The sequence below is a fragment of the Bifidobacterium sp. LH_730 genome, from assembly GCF_056355835.1.
In genome coordinates this window covers 355763-381151 of record NZ_JBKETB010000001.1, presented here as the reverse complement: position 1 = coordinate 381151, position 25389 = coordinate 355763, and the positions used below count along the sequence as shown (strand labels likewise).

Below are 25389 nucleotides of genomic sequence, written 5' to 3'. Positions count from 1 at the left end.
CGGACGCAGGGAAGGAACGCATATGACCGACGAACAGCTGGCCTGGGATTTCGATGCCCTCGACGGGGATGGGGACCAAGCGCCGCTTACCGCGGACACCGGCATCGCCGCGCTCGTGCCCGGCTCGGCCGCATGGATCGCGGCGCTCGGCCCCGGCGACGAGGATGCGAGGCGCCTTGACCGTCTTGACGTGAGCGGCATAAGCGCCGAGGACGCGGCCCGGCTGTGGGCGCGCGTGGCAGCTTGGGTCGAATCCGATCAGATCGCGTATTACATCGACGACGCGCCTGTTTCCTCCGACGCGGCCTATGACGCGCGCATGCGCTGTCTGCAGCGGTTGGAGGCGGCCTTCCCTGCGCTCGACAATCCCTCCTCGCCCACCCGCAGGGTCGGCGGCAGCTTCTCCAATGACTTCGCCTCCGTGCGCCATCCCAGCCGCATGATGAGCCTCGACGACGTGTTCTCCCTCGAGGAACTGCGCGACTGGTACGATTCCGTGCGCCGCGACCTTGACTGGGCGGACGGGCGCGCGCTGCCGATGAGCTGCGAGGTCAAGATCGACGGACTCGCGCTGAACCTCATCTATCGAAACGGCGTGCTCGAACAGGGCCTGACGCGCGGTGACGGCGTGACCGGCGAGGACATCACCCTGAACGTGCGCACCATCGGGTCGATTCCGGCGAACCTCGGGGGACCGGCCGAGGATGTGCCCGAATTCGTGGAGATCCGCGGCGAGGTGTTCATGCGCTGGGACGATTTCCGCGCCTTGAACGAGGAGCAGGAGGACGCCGGGCGCGCGCCCTTCGCCAACCCGCGCAACGCGGCCGCCGGATCTTTGCGTCAGAAGGATCCGCGCATCACCGCCACCCGGCGGCTCAGCTTCTATGCGCATGGCATCGGCCGCCTCGACTGGGGAAGCGGACGTGACGCCGACTCACACGACGAGATCAACGACCAGTCCGAGGCCTACGCGCTCTACACCAAATGGGGAGTGCCGGTTTCGCCGCATAACCGCGCCGTGACCTCCTTCGATCAGGTGCTTGACATGATCGACTATTACGGCGAGCACCGCGGCGACATCGAGCATGCGCTCGACGGCATCGTCGTCAAGGTCGACGACTTGGCGTTGCAACGCACGCTCGGCGCCACCTCGCGCGCTCCGCGCTGGGCCATCGCCTACAAATACCCGCCCGAGGAGGTCAACACCGAGCTGCTCGACATCACCGTGCAGGTCGGGCGCACCGGGCGCGTCACCCCGGTCGCCGTGTTGAAACCCGTGTCCGTGGCCGGCTCCACCGTCGCGCGCACCACGCTGCACAATCCCTTCGAGGTCAAGCGCAAAGGCGTGCTGATCGGCGATGTCGTCGTCGTGCGCAAGGCCGGCGATGTGATTCCCGAGCTTGTCGGACCGGTGATTTCGGCCCGCGAGGGGCGCGAGGAGCAGCTGCGTGAATTCGTCATGCCCACGCACTGTCCGTCCTGTGGGGCGCCGCTTGCCCCCGCCAAGGAAGGCGACAAGGATATCCGCTGCCTGAACGTCGAATCCTGCCCTGCGCAGTTGACCGAGCGCGTCATCTCCCTGTCGATGCGCAAGGCCCTCGACATCGAGCATCTGGGCGAGCAGTCCGCCATCGCGCTGACCAATCCCGAGGAGAACCGGCCCGATTCGACGGCGACCTATGCGCCGAATATCACCGAGATCCTTGTCGGGCCGGGTGAGGAGCCCGACCCCTATGAGCCTGTCGCCGGCCTCGAACTGCCCGCGCGGCAGACGCCGGTGCTGAGCTCGGAGGCCGGCCTTTTCGCGCTCAAGGTCGAGGATCTCAAGGATGTGCGTGTCTGGCGCGAGGCGCCGGTGATCGAGGTGCGTGAAACCGTCGACGACAATGGGCGCAAGCGCAAGGTCCGCCGCCGCATCGGCGGGTCGGGCCTGTGGCATCAGGTGCCCGCGTTCTGGAGCGCGCCCGCGCCGGCGCCCAAGGCCAAGGGTGAGGCCAATGGCGTATCGGCGGAGGCGGATGGGACGCGAGGCGTCGTCGGCGCCGATGCTTCCGGCGGCATCGGCGTCCCCGTCCGGGACACGCGGACATATCTCGGCTACGATGTGCCGGCCGATGCGGTCGTCGTGCGCGAGGAGCGCAAGGTGTCGCGCAAGGGCGGCACCACCATCGTGCCCGTCATCGTCAAACCGATGGAGAACACGCGCAAGATGCTTGACGAGATCGACAAGGCACGGCACGCCGATTTGTGGCGCGTGCTCGTCGCGCTGTCGATCCGTCGGCTCGGCCCGCCCACGGCCCGTCTCATCGCCTCGTCTCTGGGGTCGTTGGACGCCATCGCGGCGGCAAGCGTCGAGGACCTGATCCAGATCGACGGCGTGGGACCGGAGATCGCCGAATCGGTGGTCCGTTGGTTCGCCGCCTCGCGCGAACCGGGCGACTGGCGCGGCGAGACCCTGCGCGCCTGGCGTGCCGCCGGCGTCGGCGTGGGCGATGCCGAGACCAGTGCGCTGCCGCAGACGCTGGCGGGCAAAACCATCGTCGTCACCGGTTCGTTGGAAGGCTTTTCGCGCGATTCGGCCAAGGAGGCCATCATCGAACGCGGAGGCAAGGCCGCCGGCTCGGTCTCCAAGAAAACCGATTATGTCGTCGTCGGCGCCAACGCCGGTTCCAAGGCCGCCAAAGCCGAGGAACTCGGCATCCCGATGCTCGACGAGGCCGCCTTCGAACGGCTGCTTGACGGCAGCTACGAGGAGTAGAGCCCCTGTAAACGTATGAGACCCGGCACTCCTGGGCTCACAATCCCCCTGTCATCCTGAGCACTGAGCCGTTAAGCGGAAGCCCCATTGGGGCTTCCGTAGGCGGAAGGGAGCGGCCGTGGGCCGCGACGGACAGGCGAAGCCTGTCAGCGAAGCGCGAAATCGAAGGATCTTGTCTGCCCCTTGCCACGTCATGCCATGAACGATACAGTGGCAGGGTGGCTGATACCAACGAAATTGAACGCGAGCTATTCACACGCCTTGGCGCCGTCATCGACCCCGAACTCGGGCGTTCGGTGACCGACCTTGGCATGATCGCCGGCATCGAAGTGGTGCCGGCGGACGGCGATATTATCGACGTCACCGTGCGTGTGGAGCTCACCGTCGCTGGATGCCCGCTGAGCGACGCGATCGTGACGCGTATCAACCAAGCCGTTTCCTCATATCCGGGCGCGCGTCTTGTGCCGCATATCGAGGTGTCCTCGATGAGCGAGGACAAACTCGCCGATCTGGTCGCGGGCCTCAAGGCCGAGCGGCGTGCCAATCCCTTCACCAAGCCGGGCGTCAAAACCCGTGTCTTCGCCATCGCCTCCGGCAAGGGCGGCGTCGGCAAATCCTCGGTGACCGCCAACCTCGCCGCCACCTTCGCCGCGCAAGGCCTCGATGTGGCCGCCATCGACGCGGATATCTACGGTTTCTCGCTGCCCCGCCTGTTTGGCGTCGATGCGCAGCCGACCAATTTGAACGGCATGCTGATGCCGGTGACCGCCTGGGGCGTCAAACTCATATCGATCGGCATGTTCGCCGGCGCCGACCGGGCGATCCTGTGGCGCGGCCCGCGCCTGCAACGCTCCCTGGAGCAATTCCTTTCCGACGTGTGGTGGGGCGAACCCGACGTGCTCCTGCTCGATCTGGCGCCCGGCACCGGCGATATGGCGATTTCGGTCGCCCAGACGCTGCCGAACGCCGAGCTGGTCGTCGTCACCACGCCGCAGCCCTCGGCCTCCGAGGTGGCCGTGCGTTCGGGATTGGTCGCACTCCAGGTGCCCATGAAGGTCCGCGGCGTGGTCGAGAACATGAGCTGGTTCCCCTATGAGGGCAAGCGGCTTGAGATCTTCGGCGCGGGCGGGGGAGCGCGCGTCTCCGAGCGTTTGACGGCCGCCCTGGGCCATGACGTGCCGCTGATGGCCCAATTGCCGCTGATTCCCGAGCTGCGGGAAACCGGTGAGGCCGGTCGCCCCGCGGTGCTGGATGCCGACGGACACTTGGCGGATACGGACCTTGCCCGCCGCTTCGTGTCCCTTGCCGATCAACTGATGGGCAAATAACATATCGCCTCCCAATAGACCATCAATAGGCCATATTGGGAGGCGCTTGCGGACGCAACCTAATTTATCGCTGCGTCGTTGCGGCGGGGCGCCAGATGTCGGGTTCGACGTAGATCTCCCATTCGTACCACGGCAGCTGCGTGCGGACGCTGCGTTCGATTTTGTCGACGGTCTGGACGTCGTAATCGCGGTCGAGCTTGGAGGTCTCGACCTTGAGACAGAGCAGCACGGCGTCTTCGTCCATATGGATCGCCTGCAGATTGATCAATCGGTCCACGCCCGGCGTGCCCTCGACGGCCTTGGTGACCATGGCGCGGGTCGTGGGGTCGATGTCCTCGCCGATCAGCAGCGAGCCGGATTTGAAGGCCAGCGCTGCGGAGCCGACGACCAGCACCAGGCCGACCATCATGCCGCCGATCGCGTCGTAGAGCTCGTCGCCGGTGAGAATCGACAGACCGACGCCGAGACCGGCGAAAGCCAGGCCGATCAAGGCCAGCGTGTCCTCCATCATCACGGCGGCCAGTTCGGCGGACTTCGTGCGCCGCCAGAAACCGAACAGCGAGCCCTCCTCGACGCGCACGCGGGCCATGCGCTCGCGCGCCTCGTGGATCGACGTGTGCAGGCCGTAGCCCTCGAGGCAGGCGGACACGGCGACGACGGCCAGCGCTGCCAGCAGCTCCACCGGTTCCGCCTCGCGGGGCAGCGTGCCGTCCAGCAGGCCGACGAGTTTGCCAACGGCCTGCGACACGGCGAACACGCCGCCGACGAAGAACAGCAGCGTGGCGACGATGAAGCTCGCCAGATACTTCACGCGGTGCAGTCCGAAGGGATGGTCGCCGCCGGACTTGTGGTCGGAGGCCTTGTCGCCGGCCATGAGCACAAGTTCGTTGGCGCAGTCGGCTACCGAATGCACGGATTCGGAGAACATCGACGAGGAGCCGGTGAACGCCGCCGCCGCGAACTTCGCGCATGCCACGCCGATGTTGGCGAGCAACGCCGCCTTCACCGCCGCTCCGTTGTGTTTGCCTTTGTCGTCGACCATATTGTCGTCCCTCCCTTTTCCGCGCGGCATTATAGGCCGTTGGATCGGGGAAACGTGCGCGAATGGCCAGACTATAGTTCGCGTCGTGCGTAGCAGCGGACGGCCAGCGCATACGAGACCGGGATGGCGATGGCGAAGGCGGTGATGCACAGCAGGGCCAGCCCCCAGGCCGGCAGTTGCGCCACCGCCTGGATCGGACCGGGAAGGAAACGCTCGAGCAGAATCGCCGCCCATACCAGCACGCACGCGGCTGCCGCGGACAACTGAATGGACTTCTCGAAGCCCGCGGAGGCGAAGCAGAACGGCAATTGCACCACCACCAACGCTAGGAACATCGCCGCCGACATCGGCAGCATGGCGAAGCCGACGGCGATATCCAAGCCGAAGAACAGCCCGGCCAGCAGGTATTCGACGCAGCATTCCCCGATGGCGAGCAGCACCAGCAGTCCCGCCGCCAGGTATTTGCCGCGCACCTGGTTGCGGCGGTTCACCGGCATCACGGCCGCCAAGGCCGAGGCCTTCGCCGAGCCGTTCAGCGCGAACAGCCCGGCGAGGCACAGCAGCCAGAAGAACATCGTGAGGAAGGTCATCAGCATATAAGCCAGTGGCGCGTTGCCGATCAGTCCGATCAGGCAGCAGGCCAGCGGCAGCGCGAACGACGCCACGGTGGCCAGGGGCCGCTCGTCGGACATCGCGTGCAGATCAGTGCCCAGGGAGAGCAGTGTCCGGTTCATGGCAGGGCCCTCCCGTCATCACAGTTCCTTGGCGCGGTAGATGCGCACCGAGCAGAGGATGGACACGCCCAGCGCCGCCGCCACCGCCGCCACGGAGGCCAGGATGGATGCCACGGCATGATCGCTGAGCCATGCCACGGCCTCGATCAGGCCGGCGATCGCCGATTCGGGCAGGATGTCGGTCAGGGCGATGAATCCGAACAGGGCCGCGAAGAGCGCGATCATCGCCGCGATGATGGCCTTCTGCGCCGGGAATCGATAGAGCAGCGGATACATCAGCGATTCCACGAGCACGAACGGAACCAAGGCGCCGAAGACGATCCCCGTGTCCGCATCGGACCACAGCATGCCGGCATCCGCTCCGCGCATGGCGTTCATGATCAGCGCGCAGACGCCCAGTTCCGCGGCCATGACCACGCCGACCAGCGCCATGAACAGATATCGGCCCAGCACCTGATGGACGCGGCTGACGGGGATGACCCCGTTCATCCAACCGCTCTTGCCCTGGGATTCGTAGAAGAACACATACATCGCCGTCATGGCGAACATGCCGCAGCCGGCGCCGGTCAGCACGCCGAACGGCATATCGGATGGCATATTGTCCGACGAGAACCCCATCAGCGCGGCGAGCGCCGGCAGCAACAGCACCATCAGGAGGGCGGTGTATTTGCCGCCGCCCAGCCCGCGCTGGATATCCAGCCGGCATACGTTGACGATGGCGCGCACAGTATTGCGGTTCATCGTGCCACCTCCTTTGCATTCGTGGCGGCGCCTTCGGCGTTGGTCAGGCGGATGATGTCGTCGATGGAGGCCGGCTCGATGACGAGCTCCGCCTCCCCCGGCAGCTTGGGCAGGTTCTCGGCGCGCACCAATGCGTCGAAGCCGGTGCCGTAGGAACGCACGCCCTCGGCCGCGGCGCGCACCGCCGCCAGTTCGGCCGGCCCGCCCTTGACCACGCGGAAGGAGTCCTCGAATTCGTCCTTGGGGCCGCTGTAATACAGCCGTCCGTTCGTGATATAGGTGATGAAGTCGGCCGCGCGCTCCAGATCGGCGGTGATATGCGTGGAGAAGAGCACGGAATGCTCGCCGTCCTCGATATAGGCGTGCAGCGTGTCCATGAGTTCGTCGCGGGCCAGCACGTCCAGGCCGCCGGTTGGCTCGTCGAGGATCAGCAGCTTGGCGTCGTGGCTCAGCGCCACGGCGAGCATGAGTTTCATCTGCATGCCCCGGGAGAGTTCCTTGACTCTCTTTTTGCGCGCCAGTCCGAAGCGTGTGAGGTAGGTGTCGAAGGCGGCCTTGTCCCATGCCGGATACATCGGCGCCATCACCTGCTCGACCTTGTTCACGGTCCAGGTCTCGAGGAAGAAGGAGCTGTCGAAGACGACGCCGAGCTGTTCCTTGATCTCCTCCTCGTGCGCGATGCCGTCGAGTCCCAGGACCTCGATCGAGCCGGCGTCGCGGCGGATCATGTTGAGGATCAGCTTGATGAGCGTGGATTTGCCCGCGCCGTTGGGGCCGATCAATCCCATGATGTAGCCGGTCGGCAGGTCGAAGGTCACGTCGTCCAGCGTGAAGCCGGAATCGTAGTGTTTGGTCGCGCCCGTGACGGACAGCGCCGTGGGCGCGGTGCCGGGAATATCGTTGGTCATGATGGATCCTTCGGATGTCTTGGGGCCGCGGACCGTTCGCCGGATGGTGGTGCGGTGTCGCGGCCTTATGCCGATGCGTACGCCTCGTCGAGCATGTCGCGCAGCTGGGGGAGCGGTATGTCGGCGGCCTTCGCCGCGGCGCATGCCTCGCCAAGGGCGGAGCGCGCCTGGTCGGCGAGGGTCCTCCGCATGACTTCGTTGCCTCGGTCCATGACGAAGCTGCCCTTGCCCTGCACGTTGTTCACGATGCCCTCGTCCGCCAGTTCGTTGTATGCCCTGGTGACGGTGAGCACCGACACGCGCAGTTCCTTGGCCAGCTTGCGCAGGCTTGGCAGCGCTTCGCCCGCCTTGAGCTCGCCGTTCAGGACGGCGGCTCTGATCTGCGTTTTGATCTGCTCGTAGATGGGTTCGCCGGACACGGATGAGATGATCAGTTTCATCTGCGTCCCTTCTGGTTGGTTATGGTTGTCGACGTGACGGCTAACTGTTTAGCTGTCATATAAAACAGTATCACAGTTTGGGTCCAACTGTTACGGTGTGTCGTATAACAGCTGGTGAGGCCGGGAATATCACCGTTTGAAAGCGTGCTGGCGGCGCGCGGATTACGCGCGCCGCCAGCGAACGAACGATGGACGGTCTTTCTTGGCACGCATACGAGCCACTTGTTTGCGTGCCGGGGAAGGCTCACACCACTTGGAAGATGAAGAACTTCAGATAGTCCGTTTCGGGAATGCCCCAGACGATCGGATGGTCGGGGGCCTGCTGGCGCTCCTCGATCTGACGCAGCTGCACGCCGGCGTCGCGCGCCGCCGAGAACATCATGCGGCGGAAGCGGTCCACGTCCATGAAATGCGAGCAGCTGGCCGTCGCCAAGTAGCCGCCGCGCGGCAGCACCTTGAGCGCGCGCAGGTTGATGTCCTTGTATCCGCGCGACGCCGAGTCCACCGTGCGACGCGACTTCGTGAAGGCCGGCGGATCGAGGATGATGAAGTCATAGTCCTCGGCATGGCGCGCCTCGAGTTCGGTGAGCAGCTCGAAGACGTTCCTGACCTGGAAGTCGATGGCCGTGCTGTCGGGGCCGAAGCCGTTGAGCTGGGCGTTGCGCCTGGCCATGGCGATGGCGGTTTCCGATATATCCACCGCGGTGACGTGTTCGGCGCCGCCCACCGCGGCATTCAGCGCGAACGAGCCGGTGTGCGTGAAGCAGTCGAGCACGCGGCGGCCATGCGCGAGCCGGGCCACGGCGCGGCGGTTGTACTTCTGGTCGAGGAAGAAACCGGTTTTCTGTCCGTTGGCGAAATCGACGTGATAGCGCACGCCGTTCTCGGTGAATTCGGTTTCGGTCGGCCCGTAGGCGTCGGTGTCCGGATCGGCGGTGGCGTTGGCCCCGGCCTCCAACGGCGCCTCCAACGGCCACCATCCGCATGTCGGCTCCAGTCCTTCGTGCGAGCGGGCCGCGACATCATTGCGCTCGTAGATGCCGCGGATGGCGACGCCTTCCTCGCGCAGCACACGGACCAGCGCGGGGAACACCACGGGCTTCAGCACCTCCATGCCGCGCGAAAGCGTCTGCGTGACGAGCACATCCTCGAAACGGTCGACGATCAGCCCCGGGAAGCCGTCCGCCTCGGAGAACAGCACGCGGCATGCGCGCGCGTCGACGTCGCCCAAGGTCTGCATGCGATACTGCCATGCCCAACGCACCTTGCGCTCCCAGAACGCCGCGTCCATGCGGTCGTTGGCGTTTCGAGTGACCAGTCGCACGCGAATCTTCGAGGTCAGCGAGATGAATCCGGTGCCGAGATACGCGCCCTTGGGATTGACCACGTCCACGAACGAGCCGTTGGCGATGTCTTCCTGCGCGCCCTCGCGGCCGTTGATCTCGACGCGCTTGATCTCCGCGTCATACACCCATGGATGCCCGCCGCGGATGGCACGCTCCGCCTTCGCGGACACGGTGAGACGGGGATATGCGCGCTGGGATTTCATAAAGGCTCCTTGCCCATCGAACGGCAACAGGGATGGCTGCGATCAAACGCCAATATTGTACCCCGTGGCGTTCCTATCGGATGATCCAACCGGAGAGCGGGGCGCGAATATCACCGTTGGATGGGATACTAAGCGATATGGATGAGCGGCGGGAAAGCATCGCGGAACGATTGCGCGCGGAACGGGACAATCGCGAGAGCCATGGCCTGTATTATCTGACGCAGGTGATGCTGGCGTTCAACTCGAATCATATGGAAGGCTCGACGCTGAGCGCCGAGCAGACGGCCCAGATCTTCGAAACCGGTGCGTTCCTGTCGCACTCGGGCAATGAGCGGGTGCGTGTCGACGATGCAGTGGAGACCGCGAATCATTTCACCGCGTTCAGCTGGCTGCTCGACCATATCGACGATCCCGTGGATAAGCGGCTGATATGCGGGCTTCATGCGATGCTCAAACGCGGCACACGGCAGGAAGCCGATCCCCGGCGATATAACGTCGGCGGTTACAAAACGCGGCCCAACGTCATCGGCGCGCTCGCGCAAATCAAGACCGCTGCGCCCGAGCGGGTTCCCGCATGCATGGAGCGTGTGTTTCAAGCCTGCGCGGCGCTCGAAGACGATCCCTATGACATCGCGAGCATGCACTGGATGTTCGAACGCCCCCATCCGTTCAGTGACGGCAACGGCAGGGTCGGGCGCTTGGTGCTCTTCAAGGAATGCCTGCGCATCGGTACCGTTCCGCCGTTGATCCGCGACGAGAACCATAACCTCTATGTGCGCGCGTTGACCAATTTCCCCGAGCAGCCGGGCTATCTCGTCGAGCTGCTTCTCAACGAGCGCGATTTCTATCAGGATGCCTTCATCGATCGCTTCGCGCGTGGCGAGCTGGCGTACACCTATGCCGACATGTGGAATCCCGAAACAGTATCCGAGCGCCAGCGCCTGGATCAGGCCTTCGCCAGTCGCATCGATGATTACGAGTGAACAGAATGAGCGCAGCCTACCGCCTGCTCTCATGTACCTGATACCTGTTTGTGCGAACTCTGGTGGTGTTGTACGGAGTACTCGAGCGGAATGAGGTTTCAGCCTTTTCGCAACAGGTCGGTCGCTTCGCTGGCGGTGAGGCGGGGGATGAAGGAGTGCTTGAAGGCGCGTTTGTCGTAGGAAACGATTGCGTCGACCTGCAGGGCTTCGGCGGTGGCGCGTACGAGTCCGTCTTCGTAATCGGGCTCGTCGGAGTCCAAGGATGCTCTGACCAGTGGCGTGGTCAGGTCCACGAGATCGCATACGTTGGCGACGGTGGCGATGGCGGCCCGAGCTTGCTTCTCGTTCATGTAGTGCGAGTGCAGGGCGTAATACACTTCGTTGAGCGTGGATGAGAGCACATACACGCCGCAGTCCTGCCTGAATGCCTCATGCAGGAACGACGACACATCGTCGTGCATTGGCGAGTCGGGGTGCAGCCAATAGACCAAGGCGTTTGAGTCAAGGAAGAAGGATCGCATCGACTCTCCTTGCTTTGCCTTGTTCAATCAGCGTGTTTGCATCCGTATCCCTGTTCCAGGCTGGCAGATGCTGGGCGCGGATGGCCCGCTCGGCCTCCAGAAGGCGTTCGAGTCGCCTGGCTTTGTTGTTCTTATGGAAGGTGAGCACCACCACGCCCGGGCGAGGCGAGGAGATGTCATATTCCTGTCCCACTTCAACCCCGGCTTGATCGCGCGTGGCCTTGGGGATGAAAGCGGCCGCACTGTTGCCGACCTTGGTGAGTGTTGCCTGCGCCATGATGCCTCCTAGGTTTAACGCGTAAAACTCAGTGTATCACGGTGCTATGAGACGTTTTTTGTCGGAGGCGAAAAGAATGGGGTAGGTCGTCATATTCATGGATTCCAAGGACATTCCCCTCGGGACTTCGCTTGAAATGACTGGGAAGGACGCCGTGCTCTCGCTTGAATGGCGGGAAGGACGCTCGCTGTCGCGCTGTGCGCTGAAACGCAGAAACCCCGGCGAAAACCGGGGTTTCTGCGTTTCACATCGGCTATCTGTCAGATGTGGTAATAGAGCTCGTACTCGAGCGGGGTCGGGGCGAGGCGGGCCATGTCGATCTCGCCGCGCTTCAGGTCGATCCACGTCTCGATGAGGTCCTCGGTGAACACATCGCCGGCGGTCAGGAAGTCGTGGTCCTCCTCGAGGGCGTCCATCGCCTCGGCCAGGGAGGCGGGCACCTGCTTGATGCCGGCGTGCTCTTCGGGCGGCAGCTCGTAGAGGTCCTTGTCCACGGGAGCCGGCGGCTCGATGTGGTTGAGGATGCCATCGAGGCCGGCCATGAGCTGGGCGGAGAAGGCGAGGTACGGGTTGCAGGAGGGATCCGGCGCGCGGAACTCGATGCGCTTGGCGGCGGGGGAGGTGCCGGCCAGCGGGATGCGGATGGCGGCGGAACGGTTGCGGGCCGAGTAGACCAGGTTCACCGGCGCCTCGAAGCCCGGCACCAGACGGTGGTAGGAGTTCAGCGACGGGTTGGTGAAGGCCAGCACGGAGGAGGAGTGCTTGATCAGGCCGCCGACATACCAACGGGCGATGTCGGACAGACCGCCGTAGCCGGTCTCGTCGTAGAACAGCGGCTTGCCGTCCTTCCACAGGGACTGGTGGCAGTGCATGCCGGTGCCGTTGTCGCCGGCGATCGGCTTGGGCATGAAGGTCACGGACTTGCCGGCCAGGGCTGCGGTCTCGTGCACGACGTACTTGTACTTCATCAGGTCGTCGGCCGCGTGCTGCAGCGAGTTGAAGCGGTAGTTGATCTCCTGCTGGCCCGCGCCGCCGACCTCGTGGTGGCTGCGCTCGAGGATCAGGCCGACCTTCTGCAGATTGGCGACCATGTCGTCGCGCAGATCCTGGCTGTGGTCGACCGGCGGCACCGGGAAGTAGCCGCGCTTGACGCGGTTCTTGAAGCCGATGTTCGGGGTGCCGTCCTCCTCCTCGTCGACGCCGGAGTTCCACGGCGCCTCGATGGAGTCGACCTCATAGAAGGAACGCTGCATCGAGTTCTCGAAACGCACCTTGTCGAAGAGGAAGAACTCGGCCTCGGGGGCGAAGGAGGCGGTGTCGGCGATGCCGGTGGCCTTGAGGTAGGCCTCGGCCTTGCCTGCGACCTGACGCGGGTCGCGGGAATAGGGCTCGTCGGTCAGCGGGTCGACGATGGAGAAATCGACGACCAGCGTCTTGTGCTTGCGGAACGGATCCATATAGGCGGTCTCGACATCCGGAACCAGCTTCATATCGGATTCGTTGATTGCCTGGAAGCCCTGCACCGACGATCCGTCGAAGGGCATGCCGTCGGTGAAGGCGTCCTTGAGGAATTCGCTGGCCGGCACGGTGAAGTGCTGCTGCACGCCGATCAGGTCGGTGAAGCGCACGGAGACGTATTCCACGCCTTCCTTGTTGATAAGGGCCTCGGCATCGGCCTTGGTCTTGAGTTCGTCGGTCACGGGACCGCTCCTTTCCATGGGAACTTACGCTTCATAAGACTATTCCGCGTCGTTTCACCGGCTCGCAACTTGGGTTACGAGAATGTTTCGTTGAGCGCTGAATTGCATTGACAGGCGCGATATCACGCCTTCCGGGAGCGCGGTGACCTGTCAGACGGCGGTGCCCGGCTCTCGCATGATGGACGCGGGATATACGACGGTGCCCCGGAAACCGCAATGATTTCCGGGGCACCGTGGGGAAAGGCAGTGCGCGCCTCGCCGAAACTCAGCGCCCGCGCATCGCGCGACGGCTGACCTTCTGCGGATGCGTCGGATCGATGCCCTTGGGGATGCCGTATCCGCTCTTCGCCAGCAGCGTGCGCAGACGGTCGTTGAGCGTCTCGAGCTCGGCCTTGGTCAGCATGAAGCGGGTGTGGGGGTGGATCTTGTCCATGATCGCGCTCTTGTGCTTGAGCGGCAGAAGGGTCTTGGACTTGGTGACGGTCTTGCGCACGTCCTTGAGTCGCGTCTGTCCCTCGCCGGTGCCCACGTAGATGCGGTAGACCGGGATGTTGGAGCCGGCGGTGACGCCCTTGATCGAGTGCTCCTGGCGGTCCATGGCGCGCTCGACGCGCGAACGGGGGCCCTCGGCGATCAGGAAGATGCCGTTGTATCCGGTGCCGCGCCAGATCGCGTCCTTGGTGCGCGGATCCATCCACACGGGCTGTTCGGGGAAGTTGTATCCGGCCTTGTTCATATTGCCCAGCACGCTGACCGCGGCGCCGGGACGGCCCTCGATCTGCCGGTATCCGACCGTGTCGGCGCGGCGAGTGAGCGTCATCGTGGCGAACAGCAGGCCGAGCATGATGGCCGTGATCATGAGGAACACCCACGTGAGCACCTGCCACTTGAAGACGATGCCGAGGATCACGAAGACGACGACGGGGGCGAGGAACGCCCCGGCCAGCCACAGCGGCAGCTGCGGGTCGTCCTTGTGCGTGTAGGCGTAGATCTGCTGGATCTGCTTGATCAGCTTGGGCTTGCGGTCCTTCTTGTCCGTGGCCTTCTTCGCGTCCTTGTCCGCCATGTTCTTCACACTCCTCGTCCGTGTCGGCACATACTGGTCATCAGTCTAGCAGTCGGGCGCCACCGTTCCGTCCGGCGTTGCGCTCAGCGCGTGTGCAGCGGGCGTCCGTCCGCCTTGAGCAGCGCCTCGCCCAGCGTCTCGGCGAAGGTGGGATGCGGGTGGACCAGCCGTGCCGCGTCGGCCAGCGGCACCCGGTTGCCGACCAGCTGCTCGGCCTCCGCGATGAGGTCGGAGGCCACGGGGGAGACGATGTGCACACCAAGCACCAGCCTCGCCCCGCCGTCGGCGGGCACACCGGTGACCACGGACATCGAGCCGCTCGTGCCGCCCATCAGCATGCGCGCGTTGCCGAGCATCGGATACGCGCTCTGCTCCGCGTCCGTCACATCGGTCCGCGCCCGGGCCTCCTCGAGAGTCAGCCCCACGCTGGCGGCCTCGGGGTGCGAGAAGACGATGCGCGGCACCGCCGTCTCGTCCACGGGCTTGGAGTCGAGTCCGGCGATGGCCTCGGCCACCGTGATGCCCTGCATGAAGGCGCGGTGCGCGAGCGCGTTGCCGGGGGTGATGTCGCCCACCGCCCACACATGCTCCGCCGAGGTGCGGCCAAGCGGGTCGATCTCGACCAGTCCGTGCGCGTCGAGCGTGACGCCGGCGGGAGCCAGCCAATCCATGTCGGTGTTCGGATCGCGGCCGATCGCGGCCAGTGCGATTTCGGCGGATGCCTTCCGCTCCTCGTCCCCGCGCATGCAGCGCACCGTGGCGCCGAGATTCTCGCCGGTCTCGACCTCCGTCACGCCTGCGCGGTCGATCACATGGACGCCTTGGCGTTTGAGCTCGCGGGTCAATGTCACGCCGGTGCGCTTGTCCCATCCGGAGAGCACGCGGTCCTTGCGGATGACCATCGTCACGTCCACGCCGGCCGCGTTCCACATCGAGGCGAATTCGACGGCCACCGCGCCCGCGCCGATCACCACCGCGCTCGAGGGGAATTCGTCGAGCTCAAGCGCCTGCGTCGAATCGATGAGCGCCCCGTGGAAGGGGATGCTGGGCAGCGGCCGCGGCCGCCCGCCCGTCGCCAGCACGACATGGGACGATTCGAGTTCGATGCCGTCTCCGGAATTTTGGGATACGCCGGCCTCCTCGAAGCGTTCGACCGCTTCCATCCCCGGCGAGGGGGTCAGGGGCACCGCGCGCGTGCCGGTCCCGGCGTCCCCTGCAAGCGCCGCCTGCGCCCGGAACACCGTCACCCCGCGGTGGGCGAGCAATCCGGCCAGTCCCTTCGTCATCGTGTCGACGATATGGAGCCGGTAGTCGCGCAGACGTCCGTAGTCGATGCCCTCCACGCGCGCGTTGACGCCCAGCTCGGCCGCCCTGCGCACCGTGTCGATGGTGTGCGTCGCCGTGATCAGCGCCTTCGAGGGGATGCATCCGCGGTTGAGGCAGGTGCCGCCCAGCGCCGCGTCACGCTCGACCAGCGCGACCCTCATCCCCAGCTCGGCCGCCCGCAGCGCCGTCGAATAGCCGCCCGGGCCCGCGCCGATGATCGTCACGTCATATGAATCGTCCATATGCATCCCTCTCCTTTGCGTCGGCTTGTTTTCCCATTATCCACGGATATGACGAAGCCCCGGTCGGAGGCCGGGGCTTCGTGCTGGTTGCGTTTTGGTATAAGGATGGCTCCGTCGTCGAACAGCCCACCGGGCTGTTCTTCTCCTCGCGCGTGACAGCTTGTGCGATTTTGAAAAAATCGCGGCTGTCACGCGGGCCAATGCCCGCGCTTGGGGTAGCGGGGCTTGGGCAGGCGCCAGCGGCGCATCTGGATCGCGCGGCTCCATGCGTAGGAGGCGGAGCGTGTGCCGCGGGCCACCGAGGCCTCGCCGAACTTCTCGATGAGCTTCTTCTTGAGCTTGCGCCACATCAGCGCGATATCGATGATGACGGCGATCAGATACAGATACATCACCAGCATCGTCGCCAGCGAGGCCTGGGGCCAGACCACGGTGATCAGCATCGAGCCGATGAGGATCACGAAGGCCGCGGGGATGAAGAACTCGCCGATGTTGAAGCGTGCGTCCACATAATCGCGGATATAGATGCGCCACGGCAGACGCTCGGCCTTCGGCATGCGGTTGATGTCGCCCGAGCGCATCGCCTCGTATTGCTCGTTCTCCTTTTCGCGCATACGGGCCTTGGCGGCCTTCGCGCTCGCCTTGCGGTCCGTCGGCACCAGAGGCCTGAGGTTCTGCGCCTGCGCGGCCTTCATCTTGGGGGTGGCGTGGCCCTTGCCCGCCGTGGGCGCCGGCTTGGCCTCCTCGATCGGTGCCTGGGACTCTTCCTTCTTCTTGAACGGGTTCCATGTCATGCTTTGAGGTTACGGTGACTGAGAGACATGAGCCCCGCGCGAACGGCGCAATCAAGCCGTTTCCCAAGGCCCTTGGCGCCGCGCGGGACCTAGGTACCAAAGGAGCGAACGCCATGAACCATCCCCTGCAGGAAGAGCTGCGAGCGCGCGTCGAGGACGATTGGGAGCGCATCGTCGATCTGATCGACCGCAAGATAGCGTTGAAGTCGGTGTCGGCGGAAGGCATCGCCGGCGAGCATATGAGGAGGTCCGCCGAATTCGTCGCCGAGGAGCTGCGCTTGGTCGGCGTCGATGCGCGCGTCGTCCAATCGACCAATCCCGACGGCACCCCGGGCGCCTGGGAGGTCGTCGGCTCGAGGATCGTCGATCCCGACGCACCTACGGTGCTGCTCTACGCGCACCATGACGTGCAGCCCGTGCCCGACCCCGCCCAGTGGGACACCGAGCCCTTCGTCGGCACCGTCGTCGGCGACCGTCTCTACGGGCGTGGCTCGGCCGATGACGGCGGCGGCATCGCCATCCATTCCGGGGCCCTCAAGGCCCTGGGCGATGACCTCAAGGTCAATGTCAAGGTATTCGTCGAGGGCGAGGAGGAGATGGGCTCGCCGAGCTTCATCCCCTTCATCGAGGCGCACCGCGACGAATTTGACTCCGATGTGATCGTCGTGGCCGACTCGGGCAACTGGTCCGCCGAGATCCCCTCCCTGACCACTTCGCTCAGGGGCAACACCAGCGTGGACGTGCACGTCAAGGTGCTGCACCACCCGGTCCACTCCGGCCAATACGGCGGCCCCATCTTCGACGCCTACACCAGCGCGGCGATGCTCATCGCCTCCATGTATGACGCCAACGGCGACCTCAACGTTCCGGGGGTCGCGGCCGAGGAACCCGTCGGCGGCCTGCAGCGCGATCTCGACGAGTCCGATGTGCGCCGCGACGCCGGTGTGGTCGACGGCTATCGACTCGCCGGCACCGGCTCGCTGGCCGCGCGCCTGTGGACCAAGCCCTCCGTCACCGTCATCGGCTTCGACGCCCAGTCGGTCGAGGGCTCCTTCAACGTCGTGGCCCCCGAGACCACGTTCCGTCTGTCGCTGCGCACGGCCCCGAACCAGCGCCCCGAGGAGGCGCAGCGCGCGCTGAGCGACTTCCTCGTCGCCCACGCGCCCTTTGGCGCCGAAGTCACCGTCACGCCCGGCGAGAACGGCATGGGCTGGGCCATGGATCCCGATGCCGTGGCCACCAAGGACGCGCTCGCGGCGATGGAGGAGGCCTTCGGCGTCGCTCCCGTCAACAAGGGCGAGGGCGGCTCCATCCCCTTCATCCCCGAGCTGCAGCGCATCTTCCCCGACGCGCAGGTGCTGGTCACCGGTCCTGAGGATCCGAAGGCCAACGCGCACAGCCCCAACGAGTCGATCTCGTTGCCGGGCTTGAAGCACAATGTGCTGACCGAGGCGTTGCTGCTGGCCAAGCTCGGCGCCTGAGCCCCAGGCGGCGCTCAGCGCAGGGGAATCCATGCCATGAGCGTCCACATCCGATCGTCGCGGCGCGTCTCGAATGTGCCGCGACGATTCTCTATCGCACGCCGGAAATGGCGCAGTCCGTGCCCGGCGCGCGTCCGCCTCGCCGCGCTTCCGCCCGCCGGCGCCGGGGATGCGACGGCGTTGGTCTGTCTGATCGTGACGCCGGCGTCGTCGATGACGACGCGCACCGCATATCCGCCGTCGGGCGCGCCGTGCCGGCTGATGTTCGCATAGAGCTCCCTGATCAGCGCCAATGTCGTGTCCATCGGCAGCCCGTCGGATGCGTCCGGCGCAAGGGCTGCGTCCCGGGGCGACGGATGGGTCTCGAGCGTGCCGTGCCCCGCGAACCCCAAGGCCTCCATTCTTTCGTCCTGCCGCATCAGCTCCGCTCTCAGCGCCTCGAGATGCGGCGGCCCCATCTGCTGGTCGCGCTCGTCCGGCACGCCGCCCTCGCCCTTGCCATCGAGCCGGTCGATGATCCGGTGCACTTCTGCAAGCGCCGTCATCGCGCCTTCGTTGATCGCCTCCCAGTCTCCCTCGCGGGCCTGGCCGCCATGGCGCATGCGGTTCTGCGCCATCCGCGCGATCAGCGACAGCTCGCCGGTGAGTCTGTCATGCAGTTCCTGCGCGACGCGCGCGTTGTGATTGGCCACCTCGAGGCGTCGGCGGTATTCGTTGCGCTGCTCCCGCTCCTCGAACAGCGCCTCGCGCCAACGCAGCGCGCGTCCGGCCGTCACGGCCAGCGCGTAGGGGATGACGAAGCCGGGAAGCTCGACCATGTCGAGATCATTGGTCCCATGAGCCCCGGCCATATGCGTCAGCTGGCAGACGCTCAGCGCCAGGGCCAGCGCGATGGCCGTCCGGTTGCCGGTGTCATAGGAGAGCACGGCGAGCGCATAGAGCGCGCCCGTCATCGAGAACGGGTCGATGGCCGGCACCAGCATCGCCGTGGCGCCCAAGGCGAGCAGCAGCGCGCACGAGATGCGCGGCAGCAGAGGCGATGCGGCGATCAGCGCCAGTTGAAACCATGACAGCGGGTGGTCCGCCGTCAGACGCCCGTCCGAGTGGAACTCCCATGCCAGCAGGGCGAGCATGGTCAGTGCCAGTCCCACTCGGAGCGGGCCCCGTGCGACGAGCTTGGTCACTTCCAGTTGCACAACCAGGACAGCCAGCCCGGGCAGTAGAAGAACAGCTGCGCGCTGTCCGCGCCCTGCGCGGCGTCGGGGGAGGTGACGGGATTGTCGGCGGCCGGGGCGCCGGAGAGGGCGAGCGCGGCGGTCAGCAGCATGCTTGCGATATGCATGGTTCTCTTCTTTCCATTGATGGTTTCGTGACGCCCGCGCATTTGTGTCCGCGGGCGCAGCCCATTGTCGACCCGCAGCGGGGCCGGATGCGCCACGGCATACACGAATGTGGTATATGCCGTGCTATTCGAGGGGAGAAAGCCAGACCGCCACGGCTTGCGTCGAGGAACCAACGCCGAGTTTGACGCAGGTATGCTGCATATGCTTGCGGACGGTCGCCTCGGAGATGCGCAGCATGTCGCCGATTTCGCGGCAGGTCATGCCATGCGAGCGCAGCTCGAGGACCTGCTCCTCGCGCGCCGTCAGCAGATGCTCATTCGCGGGTTCGGCCGCGAGCCTGGCATGTGCCAGCGATGGCGACTCGAAGCCCGGGGCCACCACGCCGCGGGAGGCGTCGATCATCGCGCGGGCCAGGGGCGTCTCCTCGTTCTTGCTCGCCAATGCCTGCGCGCCGGCGTCTCGCGCCTTGTCCCGGTATCGGTTGAGCGAGAAGCTCGTGATGGCCAGAATCGGCAGGCAGCCGTTGGCACGTCTGATGTGCCGGCAGGCGCTTGGCCCCTGCAATCCCTCCAACGACATGTCGAGCACCAGCAGATCGAGCTCGTCGGGCCGCTCCAGGCATCGGTCGACCGCCTCGAGCGCGTCCGTGCATGTCCAGACCACCTCGGCGCGCGGCACCAGATCCCGCGTCATCTCGACCATCGCGTCCAGCGAGCGACGGTCGTTGTCGACGATCGCGATGCGTCTGGACCCCAGCGTGACGCCCGCCGCCGGCCTGAGCACGTGGGATCGCGGCTTCTCCTTGGACGCCTGCATCGGCCCCTCCTTCTTCATCCGCCTCAATACCCCCTGCGGACACCCCCATCATAGAAAGCGGGCCGACCTTCGTCCGCGGGTGTGGCTATCGTTCCTGCCTGACACGGGAGCTGCCTGGAGTTCGGCGGCTGAGAGGAGGTCGAAAGACCTCGACCGATGGAACGTGACCGGATAATGCCGGCGCACGGATTTGTCGCTCTTTCCTTATGCCCGTGCCTTGCCATCGCTCCGGAGATTCCGGACGAATCCACAGGAAGGCACAATCCATGGTTGACACCATTGCCAAAGCCAATGTCAAGTGGCGCGTCGTCGACATCGTCGTCGCCGCCATCATCGCCGTCGCATCCGGCGTGATCTTCTCCGGCTGGGATCTGATCTACAAGATCCCGTCCACCGCCCTCGACCTGCTGCCCGGCGCCTCGGGCCTGGTGGTCGGCATGTGGCTGTTCGCCGCGCCGCTCGCCGCGCTGATTGTGCGTAAGCCCGGCGCCGCGCTCTTCGCCGAGATCATCGCGGCCTGCGTCGAGTTCTTCATCGGCGGCGGCAGCATCTTCGGCATCACCGGCACTCTGATCGTCGGCATCTCGCAGGGCCTGTTCGCCGAAATCGGCTTCGCGGTCTTCGCCTGGCGCAAGTGGAGCCTGCCGGTGGCCGCGCTGTCCGGCGCGCTATCCGGTCTGGGCAACTATATCTATGAATTCAGCCCGATCGGCAGCCACGTCGCCTTCGGCTTCGCAAGCTCCTACGGCCTGGTCTACCTGGTCACCACGCTCATCTCCGGCGCGCTGATCGCCGGCGCGTTGATGTGGGTCGTGCAGCGCGCGCTCGCCGCGACCGGCGTGCTTGACCGCTTCGCCTCCGGCCGCTCCGAGGCCCGCGTCTGATGGCCGAGGCGGCGGGCGTGAGGGCCCGGGGCTGGGGATGGCGGCACGCCACGCGGCGTGATTTCGCGATCCGCGGCCTCGACCTCGACATCGAGCCGGGCGAGCATGTGATGCTGCTCGGCGCCTCGGGCGCCGGCAAAAGCACGCTGATGGCCGGCATGGCCGGGCTGCTCGGCGGATCCGAGGAGGGCGAACAGGCCGGCGAGCTCACGATCGACGGGCTCGAGCCCGCCAAGGCGCGCGGGCGCGTCGGCCTGGTGTTGCAGGACCCGGACTCGCAGGTCATCCTCGAACGCGTCGGCGACGACGCGGCCTTCGGCTGCGAGAACCTCGGCGTGCCGAGGGAGGAGATCTGGGCGCGTGTGCGCTCGTCGCTTGATCTGGTCGGCCTGGGCGACCTCGATTTGGATCGTTCCACGCGTCACCTGTCCGGAGGCCAACGTCAGCGCCTCGCCCTGGCGGGCGTGCTGGCCATGCGTCCCGGACTGCTGCTGCTCGACGAGCCCACCGCCAACCTCGACCCCGAGGGCGTGCGCGAGGTGCATGACGCCGTGGCGCAGGTGCTCGAACGCACCGGACAGACCATGGTCGTCGTCGAACACCATATCGATGTGTGGCTTGACCTGATCGACCGGGTCGTGGTCATTGGGCCTGCGACCGGGGACACGCATGTCAGCGCCGTGCTGGCCGACGGCGCGCCCGACGAGGTGTTCCGTTCGATGGGCGCGCGCCTCGCTGCCGGCGGCGCCTGGGTGCCGGGGCGCGTCATCCCCGACTTCGCGCGCAAGGGGAGCGGGGACGCCGTGGCGTCGCGGGATGGCGCGCGGGAGACCACGCGGGGCGCCTCGCCGGCCGTCTCGGAATCAGTCGGCGATCTGGGCGCTCCCCGGTCCGCGGACGGCCCCGCCCTGTTCTGCGAGGGCCTGTCCTTCGGCCGGAGCAAGGCGCTCGGCTCGCATCTTGACCTGGGCTTCATGCCCGGCGAGGTGACCGCCCTGATGGGGCCCAACGGCGCGGGCAAATCCACGCTCGCTCTGACCCTCGCCGGCCTGCTGGAACCGCTGGACGGCCATGTGCGCGTCGCCCCGTGGATCGCTCAGGGCGCGCATGGCGACGAGCCGAACCGATGGAAAAGCCGCGAACTGCTTGGCCGCGTCGGCATGGTCTTCCAGGAGCCCGAGCACCAGTTCGCCGCCTCCCGCGTGGTCGACGAGGTGGCCATCGGCCCGAAATCCATGGGCAAAGGCGCCGGGGAAGCGCAGGAGATCGCCCGGACGATGCTCGAACGCATGAATCTCTCCCGCTTCGCCGAGGCCAACCCATACACACTGTCCGGCGGCGAGAAGCGCCGGTTGTCGGTGGCCTCGATGCTCGCCGCCTCTCCCCGCATCGTCATCATGGACGAACCCACCTTCGGCCAGGACTTCACGACCTGGACCGAAATGGTCCGTTTGATCGCCGGCGTGCGAGACCAAGGCGTCGCCGTCATCGTCGTCACCCATGACGACGCGCTGGTCGACGCCCTTGGGGCCCGCCGGCTCGTCTTCGACTTCGCCAAGGAGGACGCCGCATGAGCGCCGTCGAAACCATCTCCGTCATTCCCAGGTCGGCGCGGCACGAGCCTGTCCGCTCCTCGTCGGCCTCGTGGCTCGTCGCCAAGGTCAATCCGGTCAGCCGCGTCATCGGCGCGTTGCTGCTGAGCCTGCCGCTGTTGATGAGCCTCGACGTCGTCTCGGCCTCCTGCGCGCTGGCCATCGAACTGACGCTGCTGTGGATCGGCGGCGCGGCCCCATGGCTCGTGCTGCGGCGCACCTGGTTCGTGTGGATCGCCGCCGTCACCAGTCTCGTTCCCGTGCTGCTCTACGGCAACGGATGGGGGCATGTCTACGCGCGGTTCGGCTGGATCGTGATCTCCGAAGGCTCGCTCTATCTCGCCTTCGCCACCGCGCTGCGTGTGCTGGCCGTCGGCGTGCCCGGCGTCTTCCTCATGCTGGGGCTCGATCCGACCGATCTGGCCGACGGACTCGTGCAGATCCTGCGTCTGCCGCAGCGTTTCGTCTATGGCTCGCTCGCCGGCATGCGCATGTTCGCGCTGCTGCGCGACGATTGGAACGCCCTGGGCCTGTCGCGCCGTTCGCGCGGGCTCGGCGACGGGGGCGCCGTGCGCCGTATGCTCTCCCAATCCTTCGGTCTGCTGGTGCTTTCCATCCGCCGCGCCAGCAAACTCGCCACGGCGATGGAGGCGCGCGGCTTCGGCGGGCGGGAACGGAGCGCGGCGCGCGTCAGCCGGCTGCATCCGGTGGACTGGCTGTTCTATGCGATATGCCTGGCCGTGCCATTGGTCGCCATGGCGATATCCGTCAGGGCCGGGTATTGGCGTCCGTCCTTCTCCGGGCAGTGACATGGCCGGGGACGGTTCCAACGCCCGTATATCCCCTTTCCGGTATCAAACGCCGTGATGCGTCGGGTCGGCGCCCGGCGCTGCTATAAACTTCCCACGGACGATTGCAGCCGTCTTCCCCCGTATGTTTCCGGGGGGAACGTGAAGTGACAGCGGAAGGACATGGCGTTGGATACCGAGATCACCGTCGGCATCGTGGACAACGACAAATTCGTATTGCCGAGTCTTCGGACCAGCATCGGGGAGCTTATGCCCGAAGCCAAGGTCATTTGGGTCACCATGGACGGCGGCGAGGCGGTGAGCAACTGCCTCAACGCGGCCACCAGACCCAGGGTGTTGCTTGCCGATATGAGCATGGAAGGCGTTTCCGGCATCTCCGTGTGCCGCCGCATCCGCACCCGCATCTCCAAGGTGGGGATCCTCGCGATGACCGCGTATTCCCTCGACAAATACAGCGAGAAGGCGTCGCTGGCCGGCGCGCAGGGCATCGTCGGCAAGGCCGACGAACAACGCATCGTCACCGCCATCCGCACCATCGCCTCCGGCGGCACCTGGGGCGACGGCTTCGAATCGCCGCTGACCGCGCATGTGCGGCTCAAGAACCAGTCGGGGGCGCATGCCGTGCTCACCGACCGCGAATTCGAGATCATGGATTCCTTCGCCGCCGGCATGTCGATCAAGGACATCGCCTCGACGCTCAACATCACGCCCGAAACCGTCAAGAAGCACGGGCAGCGCGCCATGCACAAGCTCGGCGCCAACTCGCGCTGGCAGGCCGTGGCCATGTGGCTCAACGCGGAGGCCTGACGTTGCTCGATCCCCACAGGCCGGGCAGCGCGCCGCTGTTCGTGAATCCTTTGCAATCGCGTTCCCGGCTTGGACAGGCGCTGTCCGTTGCATTGGTGTTCCTGTGGGAATGGTGGTTCCATGAACCGGCCACGCCGTTGGCGGCGGCGCTTTCGGCGCTGTCATTGATCGCCCAGATCGGCACCTGCGTCTTCCCTGTGCCCTGCTGCCTGGCCGTGACCGCCATATTCGTCACGACCTATGTGACCGGCGAGGTGAGCGGCCCCTCGCAGCTGCTCGGATTGGGACTGGCCGTCGGCACGCTGGCCTTCGACATCCGCCTGCGCTGGGTGCTGGCGCTGAGCGTGCCGATCCTCGGCTCGCTGCTCTACCAAAGCGTCTTCCTGCCGATGCAGGCCCTGCACACGGCGCACAGCGATGTGCCGGTGCTCGCCTTCCTGCTGTATCTGGTCGTGTTCTTCGGCTATTCCTCGCGCCAACGCGCCGAATACATCAACGCCAAGGTCGAGGCCGAGCAGGCCGCCGAGCTGCGGCGCCGCGTCGATGTGGCGCAGCTGATGCACGATTCGGTGACCGGGGACCTTTCGAATATCGCCCGCGTCACCCAGCGCCAGATCAGGGTGACCGATTCGGAGGCGGACCGCGAGGTGTGGCGCACCGTCAACAGCCGCACCATGCGCGTGCTGGACAGCGTGCATGCGGTGATCCGCCAGCTTTCCGACGACCCGATGCGCGACAGGGACGATGCCGGGGCCTCGAACGGCGTGGGCGAGGAAGCCGAGGGCGAGGATTTCATGCCGGCGCTGCGCGAATGCGTCAGACAGAACGTCAAACGTTTGAAGGAAGCGGATTTCGAAGGCAAGGTGCGCATCCTCGACCATGCGCATTACCATCGCGCCGACGATCCGGACGATGTGGCCGAACGCAGCGCCAGCGTGCTGCGGCTGGTCGACGAATTGTTCGCCAACATCATGCGCCACGGCGTGCCCGGACCCGATTCCTATCAGGTGAGCATCACCACCGAGGACCGTCAGATCGAGGTCGTCTCCGTGTCCCATATGCCCGCCGACGGAGACGGACGCGACGGCATGGACGCCGATTTCGCCGCCTCCCTGCCCGGCGGCAGCGGCCTGCGCTTCCATCGCGAGCAGATCGAACGCCTGGGCGGCGTGCTGTCCGCCGACGCCGAGGACGGCGACTGGATCGTCTACGCGCGCATCCCGCGTTTCCCGCGCGGCGAGTGATTCG

The 25389-nt window shown here is 65.9% G+C and carries 24 protein-coding genes; 9 read left to right on the top strand and 15 right to left on the bottom strand.

Translation table 11 applies throughout. The features are described from left to right. Positions 1–22 precede the first annotated feature (22 nt). Both ligA and AC1AUD_RS01920 read left to right on the top strand, forming a co-directional pair. Positions 23–2758 (top strand): NAD-dependent DNA ligase LigA, encoded by a 2736-nt coding sequence (gene ligA / locus AC1AUD_RS01925; RefSeq protein WP_476571538.1) that lies wholly within the window; start codon positions 23–25, stop codon positions 2756–2758. Positions 2759–2976: 218 nt separating this feature from the next. Next, positions 2977–4086, top strand: coding sequence for an Mrp/NBP35 family ATP-binding protein (locus tag AC1AUD_RS01920; protein WP_476571536.1), 1110 nt, complete (start codon positions 2977–2979; stop codon positions 4084–4086). 64 nt (positions 4087–4150) lie between these two features. On the opposite strand, the gene AC1AUD_RS01915 is transcribed toward AC1AUD_RS01920, so the two are convergent. The 6 genes from AC1AUD_RS01915 to AC1AUD_RS01890 all read right to left on the bottom strand — a co-directional run bounded on the left by AC1AUD_RS01915 (position 4151) and on the right by AC1AUD_RS01890 (position 9500). After that, the gene (locus AC1AUD_RS01915; protein ID WP_476571534.1) at positions 4151–5128 is read right to left on the bottom strand and encodes a cation diffusion facilitator family transporter; all 978 of its coding nucleotides are present in this window, start codon (positions 5126–5128) and stop codon (positions 4151–4153) included. 71 nt (positions 5129–5199) lie between these two features. Beyond that, positions 5200–5862: an ABC-2 transporter permease gene (locus AC1AUD_RS01910; RefSeq protein WP_476571532.1), complete on the bottom strand. Its 663-nt coding sequence runs from the start codon at positions 5860–5862 to the stop codon at positions 5200–5202. Positions 5863–5880: 18 nt separating this feature from the next. Further along, on the bottom strand, positions 5881–6603 hold the full coding sequence (locus tag AC1AUD_RS01905; RefSeq protein ID WP_476571530.1) for an ABC-2 transporter permease: 723 nt from the start codon (positions 6601–6603) through the stop codon (positions 5881–5883). Continuing rightward, positions 6600–7511: an ABC transporter ATP-binding protein gene (locus AC1AUD_RS01900; RefSeq protein WP_476571528.1), complete on the bottom strand. Its 912-nt coding sequence runs from the start codon at positions 7509–7511 to the stop codon at positions 6600–6602. Before AC1AUD_RS01900 ends, AC1AUD_RS01905 begins: the two co-directional genes overlap by 4 nt. 65 nt (positions 7512–7576) lie before the next feature. After that, entirely contained in the window at positions 7577–7951 is a 375-nt protein-coding gene (locus AC1AUD_RS01895; protein ID WP_476571527.1) for a GntR family transcriptional regulator, read from the bottom strand. Positions 7952–8195: 244 nt separating this feature from the next. Beyond that, the gene (locus tag AC1AUD_RS01890; protein WP_476571525.1) at positions 8196–9500 is read right to left on the bottom strand and encodes a class I SAM-dependent rRNA methyltransferase; all 1305 of its coding nucleotides are present in this window, start codon (positions 9498–9500) and stop codon (positions 8196–8198) included. Positions 9501–9637: 137 nt separating this feature from the next. Here AC1AUD_RS01890 and AC1AUD_RS01885 point away from each other — a divergent pair, with 137 nt between their 5' ends. Beyond that, positions 9638–10483 (top strand): Fic family protein, encoded by an 846-nt coding sequence (locus AC1AUD_RS01885; protein ID WP_476571523.1) that lies wholly within the window; start codon positions 9638–9640, stop codon positions 10481–10483. A gap of 98 nt (positions 10484–10581) precedes the next feature. Here AC1AUD_RS01885 and AC1AUD_RS01880 read toward each other — a convergent pair whose 3' ends face one another. From AC1AUD_RS01880 to AC1AUD_RS01855, 6 genes are all read right to left on the bottom strand, one after another. Continuing rightward, positions 10582–11004 (bottom strand): type II toxin-antitoxin system VapC family toxin, encoded by a 423-nt coding sequence (locus AC1AUD_RS01880; RefSeq protein ID WP_476571521.1) that lies wholly within the window; start codon positions 11002–11004, stop codon positions 10582–10584. Next, positions 10985–11281 carry an AbrB/MazE/SpoVT family DNA-binding domain-containing protein gene (locus AC1AUD_RS01875; RefSeq protein WP_476571519.1) on the bottom strand — a complete coding sequence of 99 codons (297 nt, stop codon included), beginning with the start codon at positions 11279–11281 and terminating at the stop codon, positions 10985–10987. The genes AC1AUD_RS01880 and AC1AUD_RS01875 overlap by 20 nt, the downstream gene beginning before the upstream one ends. Positions 11282–11541: 260 nt before the next feature. Then, entirely contained in the window at positions 11542–12999 is a 1458-nt protein-coding gene (gene glnA / locus AC1AUD_RS01870; protein ID WP_476571517.1) for a type I glutamate--ammonia ligase, read from the bottom strand. A gap of 247 nt (positions 13000–13246) precedes the next feature. After that, complete coding sequence (locus AC1AUD_RS01865) at positions 13247–14047, bottom strand: DUF4191 domain-containing protein (RefSeq protein WP_476571516.1); 801 nt, start codon at positions 14045–14047, stop codon at positions 13247–13249. 83 nt (positions 14048–14130) lie between these two features. Beyond that, on the bottom strand, positions 14131–15615 hold the full coding sequence (locus AC1AUD_RS01860) for an FAD-dependent oxidoreductase (RefSeq protein WP_476571514.1): 1485 nt from the start codon (positions 15613–15615) through the stop codon (positions 14131–14133). 188 nt (positions 15616–15803) lie between these two features. Continuing rightward, positions 15804–16409, bottom strand: a complete 606-nt coding sequence (locus AC1AUD_RS01855) for a DUF3043 domain-containing protein (protein WP_476571512.1) — start codon at positions 16407–16409, stop codon at positions 15804–15806. 113 nt (positions 16410–16522) lie between these two features. Between AC1AUD_RS01855 and AC1AUD_RS01850 the strand changes: the two genes are divergently transcribed. Beyond that, positions 16523–17890, top strand: coding sequence for a M20/M25/M40 family metallo-hydrolase (locus AC1AUD_RS01850; RefSeq protein ID WP_476571510.1), 1368 nt, complete (start codon positions 16523–16525; stop codon positions 17888–17890). Between the two features lie 14 nt (positions 17891–17904). On the opposite strand, the gene AC1AUD_RS01845 is transcribed toward AC1AUD_RS01850, so the two are convergent. The 3 genes from AC1AUD_RS01845 to AC1AUD_RS01835 form a co-directional block, all read right to left on the bottom strand. Then, positions 17905–19086, bottom strand: a complete 1182-nt coding sequence (locus AC1AUD_RS01845; RefSeq protein WP_476571508.1) for a sensor histidine kinase — start codon at positions 19084–19086, stop codon at positions 17905–17907. Further along, a complete protein-coding gene (locus AC1AUD_RS01840; protein WP_476571507.1) occupies positions 19071–19232 on the bottom strand; it encodes a hypothetical protein in 162 nt (53 codons plus the stop codon). The genes AC1AUD_RS01845 and AC1AUD_RS01840 overlap by 16 nt, the downstream gene beginning before the upstream one ends. 124 nt (positions 19233–19356) lie before the next feature. Then, the gene (locus AC1AUD_RS01835; protein ID WP_476571505.1) at positions 19357–20049 is read right to left on the bottom strand and encodes a LuxR C-terminal-related transcriptional regulator; all 693 of its coding nucleotides are present in this window, start codon (positions 20047–20049) and stop codon (positions 19357–19359) included. Between the two features lie 266 nt (positions 20050–20315). On the opposite strand from AC1AUD_RS01835, the gene AC1AUD_RS01830 reads away from it, so the two are divergent. The 5 genes from AC1AUD_RS01830 to AC1AUD_RS01810 all read left to right on the top strand — a co-directional run bounded on the left by AC1AUD_RS01830 (position 20316) and on the right by AC1AUD_RS01810 (position 25385). Continuing rightward, the gene (locus AC1AUD_RS01830; RefSeq protein ID WP_476571503.1) at positions 20316–20933 is read left to right on the top strand and encodes an ECF transporter S component; all 618 of its coding nucleotides are present in this window, start codon (positions 20316–20318) and stop codon (positions 20931–20933) included. Then, complete coding sequence (locus AC1AUD_RS01825; protein ID WP_476571761.1) at positions 20930–22507, top strand: ABC transporter ATP-binding protein; 1578 nt, start codon at positions 20930–20932, stop codon at positions 22505–22507. Before AC1AUD_RS01830 ends, AC1AUD_RS01825 begins: the two co-directional genes overlap by 4 nt. Continuing rightward, on the top strand, positions 22504–23334 hold the full coding sequence (locus AC1AUD_RS01820; RefSeq protein WP_476571501.1) for an energy-coupling factor transporter transmembrane component T family protein: 831 nt from the start codon (positions 22504–22506) through the stop codon (positions 23332–23334). The genes AC1AUD_RS01825 and AC1AUD_RS01820 overlap by 4 nt, the downstream gene beginning before the upstream one ends. 162 nt (positions 23335–23496) lie before the next feature. Next, on the top strand, positions 23497–24141 hold the full coding sequence (locus tag AC1AUD_RS01815) for a LuxR C-terminal-related transcriptional regulator (RefSeq protein ID WP_476571498.1): 645 nt from the start codon (positions 23497–23499) through the stop codon (positions 24139–24141). After that, positions 24120–25385: a sensor histidine kinase gene (locus AC1AUD_RS01810; protein WP_476571496.1), complete on the top strand. Its 1266-nt coding sequence runs from the start codon at positions 24120–24122 to the stop codon at positions 25383–25385. The genes AC1AUD_RS01815 and AC1AUD_RS01810 overlap by 22 nt, the downstream gene beginning before the upstream one ends. Positions 25386–25389: the final 4 nt, after the last annotated feature.

What these genes read in the sequence shown, in the direction of transcription:
- AC1AUD_RS01880 (WP_476571521.1), bottom strand. Translation starts at nt 11,004, where the DNA reads ATGCGATCCTTCTTCCTTGACTCAAACGCCTTGGTCTATTGGCTGCAC.
- AC1AUD_RS01830 (WP_476571503.1), top strand. Translation starts at nt 20,316, where the DNA reads ATGGTTGACACCATTGCCAAAGCCAATGTCAAGTGGCGCGTCGTCGAC.
- AC1AUD_RS01910 (WP_476571532.1), bottom strand. Translation starts at nt 5,862, where the DNA reads ATGAACCGGACACTGCTCTCCCTGGGCACTGATCTGCACGCGATGTCC.
- glnA (WP_476571517.1), bottom strand. Translation starts at nt 12,999, where the DNA reads ATGGAAAGGAGCGGTCCCGTGACCGACGAACTCAAGACCAAGGCCGAT.
- AC1AUD_RS01905 (WP_476571530.1), bottom strand. Translation starts at nt 6,603, where the DNA reads ATGAACCGCAATACTGTGCGCGCCATCGTCAACGTATGCCGGCTGGAT.
- AC1AUD_RS01885 (WP_476571523.1), top strand. Translation starts at nt 9,638, where the DNA reads ATGGATGAGCGGCGGGAAAGCATCGCGGAACGATTGCGCGCGGAACGG.
- ligA (WP_476571538.1), top strand. Translation starts at nt 23, where the DNA reads ATGACCGACGAACAGCTGGCCTGGGATTTCGATGCCCTCGACGGGGAT.
- AC1AUD_RS01835 (WP_476571505.1), bottom strand. Translation starts at nt 20,049, where the DNA reads ATGCAGGCGTCCAAGGAGAAGCCGCGATCCCACGTGCTCAGGCCGGCG.
- AC1AUD_RS01840 (WP_476571507.1), bottom strand. Translation starts at nt 19,232, where the DNA reads ATGCATATCGCAAGCATGCTGCTGACCGCCGCGCTCGCCCTCTCCGGC.
- AC1AUD_RS01900 (WP_476571528.1), bottom strand. Translation starts at nt 7,511, where the DNA reads ATGACCAACGATATTCCCGGCACCGCGCCCACGGCGCTGTCCGTCACG.
- AC1AUD_RS01865 (WP_476571516.1), bottom strand. Translation starts at nt 14,047, where the DNA reads ATGGCGGACAAGGACGCGAAGAAGGCCACGGACAAGAAGGACCGCAAG.
- AC1AUD_RS01895 (WP_476571527.1), bottom strand. Translation starts at nt 7,951, where the DNA reads ATGAAACTGATCATCTCATCCGTGTCCGGCGAACCCATCTACGAGCAG.
- AC1AUD_RS01860 (WP_476571514.1), bottom strand. Translation starts at nt 15,615, where the DNA reads ATGGACGATTCATATGACGTGACGATCATCGGCGCGGGCCCGGGCGGC.
- AC1AUD_RS01820 (WP_476571501.1), top strand. Translation starts at nt 22,504, where the DNA reads ATGAGCGCCGTCGAAACCATCTCCGTCATTCCCAGGTCGGCGCGGCAC.
- AC1AUD_RS01850 (WP_476571510.1), top strand. Translation starts at nt 16,523, where the DNA reads ATGAACCATCCCCTGCAGGAAGAGCTGCGAGCGCGCGTCGAGGACGAT.
- AC1AUD_RS01890 (WP_476571525.1), bottom strand. Translation starts at nt 9,500, where the DNA reads ATGAAATCCCAGCGCGCATATCCCCGTCTCACCGTGTCCGCGAAGGCG.
- AC1AUD_RS01815 (WP_476571498.1), top strand. Translation starts at nt 23,497, where the DNA reads ATGGCGTTGGATACCGAGATCACCGTCGGCATCGTGGACAACGACAAA.
- AC1AUD_RS01855 (WP_476571512.1), bottom strand. Translation starts at nt 16,409, where the DNA reads ATGACATGGAACCCGTTCAAGAAGAAGGAAGAGTCCCAGGCACCGATC.
- AC1AUD_RS01875 (WP_476571519.1), bottom strand. Translation starts at nt 11,281, where the DNA reads ATGGCGCAGGCAACACTCACCAAGGTCGGCAACAGTGCGGCCGCTTTC.
- AC1AUD_RS01915 (WP_476571534.1), bottom strand. Translation starts at nt 5,128, where the DNA reads ATGGTCGACGACAAAGGCAAACACAACGGAGCGGCGGTGAAGGCGGCG.